The sequence below is a fragment of the Synechococcales cyanobacterium T60_A2020_003 genome, from assembly GCA_015272205.1.
In the GTDB taxonomy this organism is placed as follows: Bacteria; Cyanobacteriota; Cyanobacteriia; order RECH01; family RECH01; genus JACYMB01.
The window spans coordinates 1-12,076 of record JACYMB010000152.1; the positions used below are offsets into that span (position 1 = coordinate 1).

Below are 12,076 nucleotides of genomic sequence, written 5' to 3' on the forward strand. Positions count from 1 at the left end.
GGCTGGAATAGACTGCCATAGAGCCATTGCCGAGGCCCGAGAGCGGTCTCCCACAACACATCTTAGGTTTGAATGGGGTGCATCCCAGTTTTGTAGCCTTCACCCTTGGTGGCTTCACCGACAATAATCACTTGGTCGAGAATGGCTGACTGCTTTTCCTCATTAGTGGCTAAGTTGGCTTTGGGCAAGCCGGACGCGAATAGAAGTATGCGTTGGGTCGCATTATAAACATCTAGCAGAGCAGCTTCATCTCTGTTCATAGATTATTTGGGCGGTGCTTAAAATTTCTCACTGACGAATCCAGTTTTGTAGGATGGGTTAGGCGATCGCCATAACGCATCAATCTCCAGAAGCAATGGGTTACGCTGCGCTAACATATCCTTATGCAACGAATCAGTCTCTATTCTGCCAGTGTGTTGGTATAAAGGCGACCGTTTGTAAATCTTTAGAGCAAACGGAGGCTGACGTGGAACTATAACGGGCGATCGCAAGTCATTTTAGCCGTTAAGTCACTGTGTTCCTTCATCTGTTTTCGCTGCTGTACATTATGACTGGACGTTTTTGGCCGTTTTCCATTGCGTATTTGATTGGTGGGCTTGCCGTCGTTTCCCTAACCAGTACGGTACCCGCCCAAGCTGCCTACGAATCCTTTAGACTGTCTCCCGGATTCCGACCGGATCCAGCCGTTGGCACCGGATTATCGGGCGGATCTCGCTCTACGAGTTGTGGATATGTCGATACGGCAGCCGCTCCAGATCATGTGCTTACCCTCGAAGAGGATTTTGAGTATCTGCGCGTCAGTGTTGAGGCTGCTGGCGATGTCTCTCTTTTACTGGAAGGGCCAGGAGGAAACCTCTGTGCGGATGATGACGTGGGTTTCCTGCCCCAGATCGAAGGCTTTTGGCCGGAAGGGGTTTATCGGCTGTGGATTGGCGATGACCATCGGGAAAGCTATACCTACACGCTGCGAATTAGCCAGCAGCCTTCGGATCGGGATGATGACGCTACCCAGGCCGAACGGACTTTAGAACCCGGCTTTTCGCCTGCGCCGCTGCGACTGCGGGGAGCATCGGGGGGCGATCGCTCGACAGACTGCGGCTATGTGAAGCGTACCGGAGCACCCAATCACGTCATTGAACTCACGGAATCCTTTGAATATCTCCGGGCTAGTGTTGATGCGCCCGGAGATGTGACGCTTTTGATTGAAGGCCCTGGCGGAACGATCTGTGCCGATGATGACGTGGGCGTGTTGCCCGTCGTAGAGGGGTACTGGCCTGCGGGACGGTATCAGTTTTGGATTGGTGACTTCAACCGGGCGGGCTATGAGTACGAACTGACCTTGAGTGAATCGCCTTTAGATGGCGAGGATGACCATTCCTCCAACGCTCAGCGTCTTGATTTTGGCAACTTGCCCAGCATTGGCAATTTCACGCTGATTCGCAATACCTATTACGACAGCGATCCAATCCGACAGTTTGATGCGGAAATAGACGGGCAACGGCAGCGTTGGTGGGTCAATTGCGATACTGATGCTCTGGGAACAGGAGAACGCACGGCACCACCGAGTCGGCAGGCTCGTACCGTCGCCGAATTTGTGTGCGAGGACTAGCGGCGTTGGTGATAGAGAGGGATTACACGCCTTGCTCTACTTGGTCAGCACAACGGAATAGGCAAGGCGATCGCCCCGTGACAGCGTTTCTCCGCACAGAATGGGGCGGTTCCCTGTATGGGCTAAGTAGCGATAGACCAAAATGGGGCCACCCAGGGGCACATTCAATCGTTGACTCAGTTCATTATCCGCATGGGTCGATTCCAGCGTGGCCTCAATGCGATGAATCGAAACACCATTACGCTCCAGGATCGGAAACGTCATGGCACACTGAAGCTCGGTAGCGTAGGCTTGTCCTAATTCGGCAACGAGGTAGGTCATGTCTAAGGCAGAAGGAATGCCATCAATCAGCAACACCTTTTTTTGAAAATAGACTTCGGACTGGCGAGGAATTTGCAACTTCTGGCCTATATGATCCGGGACAGAGATCGGTTCGAATATCAAATTTTCAATCGCGCTGGCAAAACCCTGCCGTGCCAGGTCTTCTTCAACAAACACAATGGGATTGGACAAAAAATAGGTGGCTTTCCGCTGCTCCTTCACAAACACGCCGCGCCCACGCTGGGTGATGACGAGTCCCTGCTGCACGAGATTGGCGATCGCCCGCCTCACCGTAATCCGACTGACTTCGAATTGCTCCATGAGTTGATGTTCACTTGGAATCTTGGTTCCTGGCGGATAGCGCCCCTCCAAGATTTGGGTGCGAAGCTTTTCTGAAATCACCAAGTGCAGGGGAGGAGACCTGCGATTAGATGTGCTGTTTGCCATTAGCGATGCTCAGATATTGATGCAAATGCTACGCCTCTAAAAAAACGGAAAGGCATGAGCATCGAGTTTAAGTGACGAAAATGAAGATTCTATTCCGTATTGTAGCGATATTTAGTAATTCCTAGAGAAAATATTAGAATCACGCTTTTTAGGGCGACAAAATTTAATGAGGCTAGGTTCTAGCTCCTAAAAGGGCACAGTACAATCAAGGAGCAGTCAAACAATAGGTGCCCATGATAAATCGCGATCGCCCACCGCTGCAGCCCGGTCAAGAATCCGTGTGGGACTATCCCCGTCCACCCCGCCTAGAAGACACCAATCACCATATCCAGGTGGTACTAAACGGAGTCACCCTGGCGGATACCCACCGGGCTAAGCGGGTACTCGAAACCAGTCATCCTCCGGTGTACTACATTCCACCAGAGGACGTACGCATGGAGTATTTAACGCAATCTTCCCGTTCCTCCTTTTGCGAATGGAAAGGACGGGCAGGGTATTACACGATTACCGTGGGCGATCGCTGTGAACCTGATTCGGCCTGGTTTTACGCCAATCCAACTCCGACTTTTGCAGGCATTCAGAACTACATCGCGTTTTATCCCAGTCGGATGGATGCTTGTATTGTGAATGGTGAGCCAGTGACGCCACAACCGGGAGACTTTTACGGGGGCTGGATTACGAAAAACATCGTGGGGCCGTTCAAAGGCGCACCGGGAACCTGGGGATGGTAAGTAATGGCCGGGTTAAATGTACGAGAGGGGCGATCGCCCAACGATTACGCCCGCCGTGCGCCGATAGTGTTCTGGTAGGCGGGACGGTCTGTGAGCTGGTTAACGTAGGTATTGAGTGCGGGATACTCCTCGTAGGTGATACCCAGCATCAGGGTCATGTAACTCAGGTAAGCGCCAACAGCTACATCTGCGACGGTAAACGTGTCTCCCATTAAAAAGGGGTGCTGGTCTAGGATTTGATTCAAGGCCGGAAAGAGAGTGGCTCTTTCCTTTTCGCGGGTACTTTCGGTAAACAACCCAGGCCCCAGGGTGGCATTGGCAAACAGAACCCACTGCGCGAGGTGCGATCGCTGTTCCAGCGTCGATGCATCCTGGCTATATTTCTCCGCTAGATAAAGCAGGATTGCCCCCGATTCCCATAGGGTGAAGTCTCCATCGACTAGAGCCGGAACCTTACCCATCGGATTAATCGCTAAAAAGTCTGGCTGACGGTGCTCGCCTACCTGCATATCGAGCAGTACAAACTCATAGGGCTGTCCCAGTTCTTCTAAATACCACTGCACAATTGACGCGCGGCTCCGTGCGCCACCGTATAGCTTCAGTCCCATTCCTATCTTCCTATCACACGTTAAGTATCGTGGGGATTGGATCTTCATCCTCTCCCCTCAGTGTTAATAACGTAAATCCTGCTGCTACGGCACTTCGTGGGTATAGGCGTGCTGTTTAACGTTGTCTTCGACTTTAACGATACGCTCAGAATTCAGTACTCGTTTTCGTTCCAGCGAGTAGTTGAAATCTTCACGCACCGTACCCAGTGGCACTAAGGACTGGGCAGAAGGACGAGCCTCGTAGGTGCGAGCCGCCGCGATCGCCCGCTCTTGGAACTGATCACACAGTTGGGTATTGGCGGGAAAGGCGTCGGGCAGGTGCAGCGCATTACCGTTCATCATCGCGCCGACCGTTGTGCCGATTGCTTTCTGATAGGAGGTGGGAATGCCTTTCACAATGGCTTCTAGGGCGGCGGAGGGAATGGGTTCGGCGATGCTAACTTGGTGAACCTCTCCATCCTCACGAATAAAGCAGGTCGAAAGTCCAAGGACAAGATAGGTATCCGGTGCGAGAGATGACAGATTAGAAAACTCGGTTGCCACGGTCATAATTTTATTTGCTGAGTATGTGCCTAAAGACTTTAGCCCTTTGCATTCTATCGCGATCGCCCTAATTGCTTCCCAACCTAGTCGCCCTATTCGTTATAAAACGAAACGTCTAGTTACGTCCGTTTACGTCACCACGGCTCAATCAATCCGGACTTATGCATACGCAGTTTCATAAATATATGTGTACGAAACAGCGACAAAATTGTGAAGAGGCTTTGTAAAGACATCGTCTATTAGGCTCTAGTTCTCATGAAAATTCAGTGAACCCTCGGTGATAATACGGAGGATTTTAACGGGATTCAATTCTGCCCAGAATTAACAGGATTACCGTATACCAAGGAGTTGAACCGAAACCTTCCCAAAGAGTGGCTGAATCTACTACGCAAAAGTTCAGTATTTTCAACCTCAATTTTTCTAGCTATACAAACTATCTAAGAGTCAGGGGTGTATTACCGGCAATTGACTGCTGACAAGTTGCGATCGCCAATATTTATAGCTCGAACTGAGATTGTTTTTCCATTAAACATGAGCTCAATACAGCAATCAGTAGCATTGATCAATTCACCCTGATCTAAATATTTCGCTGACTAAATATATTGATTCTGTTCATTGGTACTGAAGAGATGGATAGAGGCTTCTAGCAAAGTCTTGGATCAATGAGTTGTGCAAGTTCAACGTCAGTATCTATGAGGTCTATATGAGGTCTATATGAGTACGTATTTCCAGAAGGGTTGCCAGAAGAAAATTAGCTGTTTCTTTATTAATGTGCGTGGCAAAGGTTTGGCGCGTATGCAGTTTGGAACGTTGCTGCGATCGCCCTTCCCCTCCCAACCTCGACGATACATCCCTGTTCGTCAGTCTGTTTCTATGTGTAGGAAGTTTGGACTCTGTGTGAGTCGGGGCATTCTCCTTCATGACAGTGATCCATCCATGCCGCAACTTCGCCAACTTGCCCTCGCCTCTGCCCATGATGGGGATTATGAGTGTGCCATTACCACCTTCAATCATTTGCTGAATCTGTGCCCAACGAGTGCCGTTGACTATAACAATCGGGGATTGGTGCATTTTCAGGCTGGACATTTGGATCGGGCGATCGCCGATTACAATACCGCGTTGGAACTCGACCCCTATCTCGATAGCGCGTACAATAATCGCGCCAACTACTATGCCGCTAAGGGAGATTTCCTAGACGCAATTCTGGATTACAACCTTGCGCTGGAAATTAATCCTGACAATATTCGCGCCTGGATCAACCAGGGCATCACCTTCCGCGATTTGCGAATGTACGAGCGGGCGCTTAAAAACTTTAACCTGGCCTTAACGTTTAAGCAGTTCGAAGGCCGTATCTACGCCGAGCGAGGCCGCACCCATCACCTCAGCGGCGACTGGAATTGGGCGATCGCCGATTATGAGCGTGCCTGCCAGTTGTTTGCCCAAGACCCTCACCAACCCTCAGGAAAGCGTCTGAAACGCCAAGTCGAGCGCTGGATTAATGAACTGCTGTGCAATCTGAAGATGTAGTCTGGCGCAGCTAGGGAACCGTAACCGGAATTAGGGTTTGTTCAGGTAAGTAGCTGGCAAATCGTCCATCCTCTGCCAGCACGACGATCATCCGCATTTGCCAATCGGGTTCCACCAGTTGCAAATCGGCCCAGGGAATCGCCAGTTCCATGCAGTGGTCTAATCCTAGCTGTGCCCGGGTAGGATGGGCTTGCCACTGAAAGAAGTCCTTCGCCTGCTGAAACCACAGGGTTCGGGTTACCAAGTTAATCCCTAGGTGATGGTGAAACAGGTAGTTCACGGGGGACAGGTCGGGGACCTCCGCCAGGGGAATCGGACTGTTGAACAGGGGCTTCTGGGGATAGAACCACAGCACATGCAGTTCCGACGGCACATCAATTCCAGGCTTTGCCCCGGTTTTGAAATCTAGGCGCAGATAGAGATTCAGGTGATCTACTCCGTACCAGAGTTTTTGCACCGCGTTGCTTTGGTGCATTGTGCCCCGTGCGCCGCCCACGTCAATGCGTCCAGCTCGCTCCCAGTCTTGCTCATCCCCAATGCCGTCAATGATGGGATGGATAAAGCCTTGGGGCTGACGTTCTCCATCTGCCGCGTGATCTTCCACAGGCTGCCGCACGTTGAGGGGCACAGATTCATTCAGGGCTTGGTACAACGCAATTAGGTGTTCGCGGAAAAGCTGGTCAAACATGGCGTCTTGGTTGGAGGAATGACCTTCGCCAAACCACCAAAACCAGTCCGAACCTTCGGCAGCATAGAGGGCTTCCCAGGCATCGGGATTATTTTCCTCGGTAGCTTCGGGATGTCTTGCCAAGGTTTGACGGGCTTGGGTCAGCAAATCCCACGCCCGATTTTTGGCAGGATCACCAATCCAAGTGGTAAAACTGCCATCTACCCACGATCCGCTATGGAGTTTGCTGGCAGGAAGGGATACGGTGGCGGGAAACTGATCGAGAAATTCCGCGACGGTCACCAATTGAATCCCGGTATGGTGGCTCAGACGTTCGTATAGAGACTCTAAGAAGGGCAATCCATCCTGCTTATAGTATTCCCAACAGTTTTCGCCATCCAGGGCGATAGTAACCAGCCAGGGATCGGTAATGGCTCCCCCCGCGTAGTACCGCTGCCGAAAGGAACGGGCGATCGCCTCTAAATGTCCAATTAAATCCGTAGCGGCCGCTGCAGGCTCCATGCCGCCGTAGGTAAAGCCAATCAGATCGGATAGACGGTGATCGCGGAAGACGATCGCCAGATCCCCGTGGGGAGTTTCTAAGCGATAGGGGCGGTAGAGGAGTTCCGGTTCTTCCACATTCCCGGAAGCATCCCGATGGAAGAAGTGTCCCAACGTCCAGCCCAGTACCGCCTCATCGGAACAGAGCCACTGGAAGCCTTGCTTCGCCACATCGGGCAAAATAGCCGGACTCACCGACTGTTCCGACGGCCATAGACCACGCGGCGAACAGCCAAAGCGATCGCGGTACATATCCCAGGCTTTTTTCAGATGGCGGGGAATATCCTCCGCCCACTGGAACCGCTGTTCGGGCAAAACCATTTGCGGCACGGCCACCCGTCCACAATTGGTGTCAGCCAGCAGCGGCAGGATGGGATGGGTGTAGGGTGTGGTGGTAATCTCAAGCTGTCCCCGCTCTTGCATGAGGCGGTGCTGGGGAATGATTCGGCTCAGAATTTCTCGCTGTTTTGAATAAATGCGCTGGCGATCGCTCAGGGTGTAGTTACGACCTTGATTGAGCCATTGGGCAATGTCGGGATCGTCCCAGAAGAGTGGATCAAACCAGGCGAGGTTATGCCATGCGGTCAGATCTGCGTACTCTTGTAAGCCCCAGTTTTCCAGGCACCAATTTTGCCCTCGATCTTGCCGTTGGTAAAATAGCTCCGCGTAGCGGGGATGGGGATCGACCATCGTGCGGTGATGGGCATCGAAAAAGTGCTGCACGATGAACTCTCGCTGCTCTAACGTAAGCTGATCTTCCGGCGTCAGCGCAATGGTGAGGTAGGGATCAAACGCAGTTCCAGCCACATAATCCTCAATCTGCATGATTAAGGACGGAACCAGGTTTACGGTTTGGTGCAGCTTGGGGTAGCGCTCTAGAAGGAGTACCAAATCCAGATAATCTTTGGTTCCGTGCAGTCTCACCCACGGGAGTTGATACCGTCCGGCAGCACGGCTTTTGTAAAGAGGCTGATGCTGATGCCAGATGACGGCCACGTATAAGGGATGAGACATACGTTCTCCTTAAGAAGCAACCCAAAACCTTGGCAGAGATACATGGTGTATCCCTGCCTTTTACTGTACCAATATCAATGGTCTTTGGATTTCGATCGTCCTAGTTAGGGCGATCGCTCCAACGGCCTAAATCACTTGCTCGACTTCAGCAATTTCGGGAATCGCTTCACGGAGGCGGCGCTCAATCCCCATCCTTAGGGTCATGGTGGAGCTAGGGCAGGAACCACACGCTCCCTGAAGCCGCAACTTAACAATGGGGCCATCGAGTTCAACCAGCTCAACGTTCCCGCCATCAGACATGAGGTAAGGGCGCAGTTCATCCAGCACCTTCTCAACGTTGTCTGGAGTGAGTTCCATGGTTTGCTGAGACATAATTCACCTTTGGGAATTCATCAAGTTAGAGTTCGGGATTTGCATAGATGCCAGTGTAACACTGTGGGCAGGGTTGGGGAGTGGGGAGTGGCGGGGTAATGGACTCAGTCATGAATGACTCTCTAAACGCCATGGTCTGGTCTAACGTGATGGGAATTGGATTACTTGGCCTCGTTAGCGGGCACTAATTCGACATTCACTTCGTTGATTTGTCGTCGTCGTAGCTCTACCGATTCCGAACGAGGCAATAGGTCAAACACCTCGCGGAACACATCATCGATCTGCTCGAAGGACAGCACACCCGCTTCGTCCAGCACCACGTTTCCGGATGGGTCAAACACCACGGTTTGGGGCAACAATCCTTTGTAGTAGTAACCGGGTTCGGTGCGATCGTACTGGGCTTTTGGCGCAATGGAATCTAGGCTGAGGAAGATAAAATCCGTCGCCCGCCCATAGTAGGCATCCAGTTGTGACAGCACTGACGTATATTCTTTGCAATCCTTACTGTCATCCACATAGAGCACCAGCAGGGTTGGTTTGTCCCGCTGGAACGACTCCGCCAGGGTCACGCGCGGCGGCACAAGGGAACCGTTTCCACCGTAGAGCGGGAAAATATTGCCGTCGTAGTGGTCGTCGGTTAGGCCAGCCCAAGCCGGAGCGACGCCAATTACGAGAACAGCTAGCAGAGAAACTAAAATTGATCGAAGCACATTAAGCATGGAGCGTGGAAATTCAGAAAAGACAGCTCTATGCCATTGTGCCTGATTGGGGTGCGCGTTGGTCAGGTGTTTCTAATTTTGTGGGGAGGGTTCAGCCTCGGATGGCTCGTCGTTAGCGGATTCTGACTCTGTTCGGGACGGGACAGGCGATCGCTCCGATTCGGGAATTTCTTGGAAGCTTTGGATGACGCGATCCAGTTCAGTCCGGTTTGCGGCCAAGGTTTCAGGAACCGTCCACGCCAGAATTTGGTGAAAGTGGGTGGAGGTTTCAACGGTGGTATGCAGATAAACCACATCCAGATCCCCAAGTTTGCCCCGAATTTCGTACTGAATTGCAGGATACGCCCCAACCTTCAGCGTGACCGGATCGCCAACTTCAATCTCACCCGCCGCTTTTAGACGATCTTCTAGTAGCTTGCGGGTCGTTTCGGAATGGGTTTCGATCGTCCAGTTGGTGTCCGGTTCTTCTGCCTTCAGAGCCTCTTTAGATTCGGAAAGCACGATAACGTACAGTTTGCGCTCGTAGTTCGCGGCTTGCAGTTCCGCCGAGTCGTGCAGTTGATTCTCTGCTTGCCATCCGGTTGGTAACGTCAGCCGACTCGCACCATCGGAACTGACCAGTACGGTTTCCGGTGGTGCAGGAATTTCGCTCTGGGGTTCAACCGTGACGCTGGCTTCAGGGGGGGATTCTGGTTTAGGGCGAGAGCAGCCGACAGCAGAGGCCAGCAGCAGGGCGATCGCCCCTAGGGCAACGGTTCGACCGAGGGCAAAACGAGGAAGCTGGACAAAACGAGTCATAGCGGTACGGTACGTGAGAGGAGGGCGATCGCCGCAGAAGGATAATAACCACGGCTATTGTAGGCTATCGACTGTCGCTGTCGCGGGTAAAGCGATCATCGCGGCTAAAGCGGTTATCCTGCCAAGCGCTGCCCATGCCCTTCAGAATGCCGCGCCCAATGAGACCAATCCCACGACCAACCACCTCGATTAGGACATACACGACGCTGCTGCCGATGAAAGAGAACACCGATCGCACCCGTGGGGCAAGGGCATCTCGCGTTTCGAGAGCCAACGTCACCACGTAGGGAATGCCGCCTAATTGCTCTAATTCCTGGGTGCGAGGGGCATAGATGGACACTTGGCGAATGCCGAGGCCGCGAATGGTAAACAGCAAGTATCGACTTTCAAAAATGGCCTGGGGTTCCGCAAAGTAGTGGGTGAGGCGATAGCGCCACGACAAATCATTGCGAAAACGCTCAATTTCGCGGCTGGACATGAGGCGGCGATCGTAGAGATTTTGCTTAATCAGTTCTACGTGGGCAAAGGCGTTGAGGAGGGGCTGCATGACCGCATTCCCGACCTGAATCATCACATTTTCCAGGATGGTCTGGGCACGCTCGACCGCCGCCGGATTGCCGATCGCATATTCTACGCCATCCACATCCAGGGGCGTCTGGAACAGCAGATGGGCGAACAGTTCGGTGGTCAGCGGAATTTTGCCGAGAATTTCAGCCTGGACGAGATCCCGACTGCGGAGGAGGGCATCCACCACTTCGATGGACTGGGTATCGACGGCAACGGTGTAGTATTTGCCAAAGAAATCCGTCGTTACGTCACGCCATAGATCGACCAGAAGCTGCGATCGCTTTTCGGTCAGTTGCGCGGCGGTGACCTGGGAGTAGCGCAATTCGTCCAGAAGCCGTTCAATTTGTCGCAGGATCAGATAAAACAGTTCGCGCTTGCGTTCTTCTCGCAAAATATCGATTTCGAGGGTGACAGCGCTGAGATTTTGCAGCGGGGCTTGCAGTTTCGCCAGTACACCATCGAATACCACCGACTGCCCCCGCGTCATGGCCTGGGTTGGGGAATCTGCCACCATGACCGTCGAGGCTTCAATGGGGCGATCGCCTTCAGGCTGGGGTTGGGGTTCTGGTCTGGTCTGGATGGAACGCAGCGGTTGATCGTTGGGTGTATCCGAGGTTCGCAAAAGCTGATTCACCATCCAACGGGCTGCCCGCAGTTCCCGCTGTTGTCCAGCCAAAATCGCCTGCGCCATCAGGGACAAATCCGGGTTTTGCAACTGCTCGGTCACCTCTGCCAAGGCAGCCTCAATTTGACGAATACCGGATAGGCGCATTCCCCGTCGCCACTGTCGCGTCTGCCGTACCAGGTGCGATCGCACTCCGGTTTGGGCACTGGGTAATCTCGTTTCCTCAGAACGCTGAGTTGCCAGGGTGGTCGAAGAGGGTGCAGCCGGAAGCGCGCTTTTCTCAATCATCCAAATGGACTGACCTGTGGCGATTCGTCGAATGACGCTCACCATTGCCTCGGAGTCTAGGGTGCGGGGACAGTAGCCACTGGCTCCCACCTGACGCGCCGCACTGATGACCACAGGTTCCGTAGATGTGCCTAGCAGGAGAACCGGGATGGTCGGATACTGTTCCTTAAGAGTTCGGCCTAGGGTGAGTCCTTGGATTTGCGCGGGATCAGACCGACCGAGGGCGGCATTGAGAACGACGATATCAATGGTGTTGCTTGCACCGATCAAGGTTTCGGATGGGGTGCTGAACTGGGCGATCGCCTCTAATGCCTCTGCTCCATTCCCGACATCTGCAAGCACTCGCAGATCCGAAAACCGCTCCAGCAAAAGCCGCAATCCCAGCCGAAATACTGGATCGTCATCCACAATCACAATGTCAATTGTTTCTATTGATCCAGGCGAGGGAGATGAATCTACGCTCATGGCAGCGGTGCGGCCTACTAGAAATCTGCTTGCCTCAGGATAGCGCTATTCCTGGATTGGAGTGAAGCACTTTGCGATCGACGTGTGATAGCCATCACTCTCACATGAAGCAAACATCACGATGGACATCTCTATAGAGCTGATTTGACATCTTTATAATTAGACTTAAAGGAGCCAAACCTCTTAAACCGAACAACGATGAGCTATTCGAGCA

At 52.6% G+C, this 12,076-nt stretch carries 12 protein-coding genes; 3 read left to right on the forward strand and 9 right to left on the reverse strand.

Annotation, left to right across the window (positions count from 1 at the left end; genetic code table 11):
• Nucleotides 1-62 precede the first annotated feature (62 nt).
• A complete protein-coding gene (locus tag IGR76_08155) occupies nt 63-260 on the reverse strand; it encodes a hypothetical protein (GenBank protein MBF2078479.1) in 198 nt (65 codons plus the stop codon).
• Between the two features lie 287 nt (nt 261-547).
• Here IGR76_08155 and IGR76_08160 point away from each other — a divergent pair, with 287 nt between their 5' ends.
• Nucleotides 548-1,609 (forward strand): hypothetical protein, encoded by a 1,062-nt coding sequence (locus IGR76_08160; protein MBF2078480.1) that lies wholly within the window; start codon nt 548-550, stop codon nt 1,607-1,609.
• Between the two features lie 36 nt (nt 1,610-1,645).
• Here IGR76_08160 and IGR76_08165 read toward each other — a convergent pair whose 3' ends face one another.
• Nucleotides 1,646-2,377, reverse strand: a complete 732-nt coding sequence (locus tag IGR76_08165) for a GntR family transcriptional regulator (protein ID MBF2078481.1) — start codon at nt 2,375-2,377, stop codon at nt 1,646-1,648.
• 233 nt (nt 2,378-2,610) lie between these two features.
• Here IGR76_08165 and IGR76_08170 point away from each other — a divergent pair, with 233 nt between their 5' ends.
• A complete protein-coding gene (locus IGR76_08170; protein ID MBF2078482.1) occupies nt 2,611-3,108 on the forward strand; it encodes a DUF427 domain-containing protein in 498 nt (165 codons plus the stop codon).
• Between the two features lie 44 nt (nt 3,109-3,152).
• Here IGR76_08170 and IGR76_08175 read toward each other — a convergent pair whose 3' ends face one another.
• Both IGR76_08175 and IGR76_08180 read right to left on the reverse strand, forming a co-directional pair.
• Nucleotides 3,153-3,716 carry a glutathione S-transferase family protein gene (locus tag IGR76_08175; protein MBF2078483.1) on the reverse strand — a complete coding sequence of 188 codons (564 nt, stop codon included), beginning with the start codon at nt 3,714-3,716 and terminating at the stop codon, nt 3,153-3,155.
• Nucleotides 3,717-3,800: 84 nt separating this feature from the next.
• Nucleotides 3,801-4,265 (reverse strand): hypothetical protein, encoded by a 465-nt coding sequence (locus IGR76_08180; protein ID MBF2078484.1) that lies wholly within the window; start codon nt 4,263-4,265, stop codon nt 3,801-3,803.
• Nucleotides 4,266-5,132: 867 nt separating this feature from the next.
• Between IGR76_08180 and IGR76_08185 the strand changes: the two genes are divergently transcribed.
• Entirely contained in the window at nt 5,133-5,786 is a 654-nt protein-coding gene (locus IGR76_08185; protein MBF2078485.1) for a tetratricopeptide repeat protein, read from the forward strand.
• 10 nt (nt 5,787-5,796) lie between these two features.
• Here IGR76_08185 and IGR76_08190 read toward each other — a convergent pair whose 3' ends face one another.
• The 5 genes from IGR76_08190 to IGR76_08210 all read right to left on the reverse strand — a co-directional run bounded on the left by IGR76_08190 (nt 5,797) and on the right by IGR76_08210 (nt 11,862).
• Nucleotides 5,797-8,028 carry a glycoside hydrolase gene (locus IGR76_08190; protein MBF2078486.1) on the reverse strand — a complete coding sequence of 744 codons (2,232 nt, stop codon included), beginning with the start codon at nt 8,026-8,028 and terminating at the stop codon, nt 5,797-5,799.
• Nucleotides 8,029-8,154: 126 nt separating this feature from the next.
• Nucleotides 8,155-8,385: a NifU family protein gene (locus IGR76_08195; protein ID MBF2078487.1), complete on the reverse strand. Its 231-nt coding sequence runs from the start codon at nt 8,383-8,385 to the stop codon at nt 8,155-8,157.
• Between the two features lie 176 nt (nt 8,386-8,561).
• Nucleotides 8,562-9,119, reverse strand: a complete 558-nt coding sequence (locus IGR76_08200; protein MBF2078488.1) for a thylakoid membrane photosystem I accumulation factor — start codon at nt 9,117-9,119, stop codon at nt 8,562-8,564.
• A 72-nt stretch (nt 9,120-9,191) separates the two neighbouring features.
• On the reverse strand, nt 9,192-9,917 hold the full coding sequence (locus IGR76_08205) for a hypothetical protein (protein MBF2078489.1): 726 nt from the start codon (nt 9,915-9,917) through the stop codon (nt 9,192-9,194).
• A 64-nt stretch (nt 9,918-9,981) separates the two neighbouring features.
• The gene (locus tag IGR76_08210; protein ID MBF2078490.1) at nt 9,982-11,862 is read right to left on the reverse strand and encodes a DUF3685 domain-containing protein; all 1,881 of its coding nucleotides are present in this window, start codon (nt 11,860-11,862) and stop codon (nt 9,982-9,984) included.
• Between the last annotated feature and the right edge of the window lie 214 nt (nt 11,863-12,076).

What these genes read in the sequence shown, in the direction of transcription:
- IGR76_08180 (MBF2078484.1), bottom strand. Translation starts at nt 4,265, where the DNA reads ATGACCGTGGCAACCGAGTTTTCTAATCTGTCATCTCTCGCACCGGAT.
- IGR76_08185 (MBF2078485.1), top strand. Translation starts at nt 5,133, where the DNA reads ATGTGTAGGAAGTTTGGACTCTGTGTGAGTCGGGGCATTCTCCTTCAT.
- IGR76_08195 (MBF2078487.1), bottom strand. Translation starts at nt 8,385, where the DNA reads ATGGAACTCACTCCAGACAACGTTGAGAAGGTGCTGGATGAACTGCGC.
- IGR76_08175 (MBF2078483.1), bottom strand. Translation starts at nt 3,716, where the DNA reads ATGGGACTGAAGCTATACGGTGGCGCACGGAGCCGCGCGTCAATTGTG.
- IGR76_08205 (MBF2078489.1), bottom strand. Translation starts at nt 9,917, where the DNA reads ATGACTCGTTTTGTCCAGCTTCCTCGTTTTGCCCTCGGTCGAACCGTT.
- IGR76_08210 (MBF2078490.1), bottom strand. Translation starts at nt 11,862, where the DNA reads ATGAGCGTAGATTCATCTCCCTCGCCTGGATCAATAGAAACAATTGAC.
- IGR76_08155 (MBF2078479.1), bottom strand. Translation starts at nt 260, where the DNA reads ATGAACAGAGATGAAGCTGCTCTGCTAGATGTTTATAATGCGACCCAA.
- IGR76_08190 (MBF2078486.1), bottom strand. Translation starts at nt 8,028, where the DNA reads ATGTCTCATCCCTTATACGTGGCCGTCATCTGGCATCAGCATCAGCCT.
- IGR76_08165 (MBF2078481.1), bottom strand. Translation starts at nt 2,377, where the DNA reads ATGGCAAACAGCACATCTAATCGCAGGTCTCCTCCCCTGCACTTGGTG.
- IGR76_08160 (MBF2078480.1), top strand. Translation starts at nt 548, where the DNA reads ATGACTGGACGTTTTTGGCCGTTTTCCATTGCGTATTTGATTGGTGGG.
- IGR76_08170 (MBF2078482.1), top strand. Translation starts at nt 2,611, where the DNA reads ATGATAAATCGCGATCGCCCACCGCTGCAGCCCGGTCAAGAATCCGTG.
- IGR76_08200 (MBF2078488.1), bottom strand. Translation starts at nt 9,119, where the DNA reads ATGCTTAATGTGCTTCGATCAATTTTAGTTTCTCTGCTAGCTGTTCTC.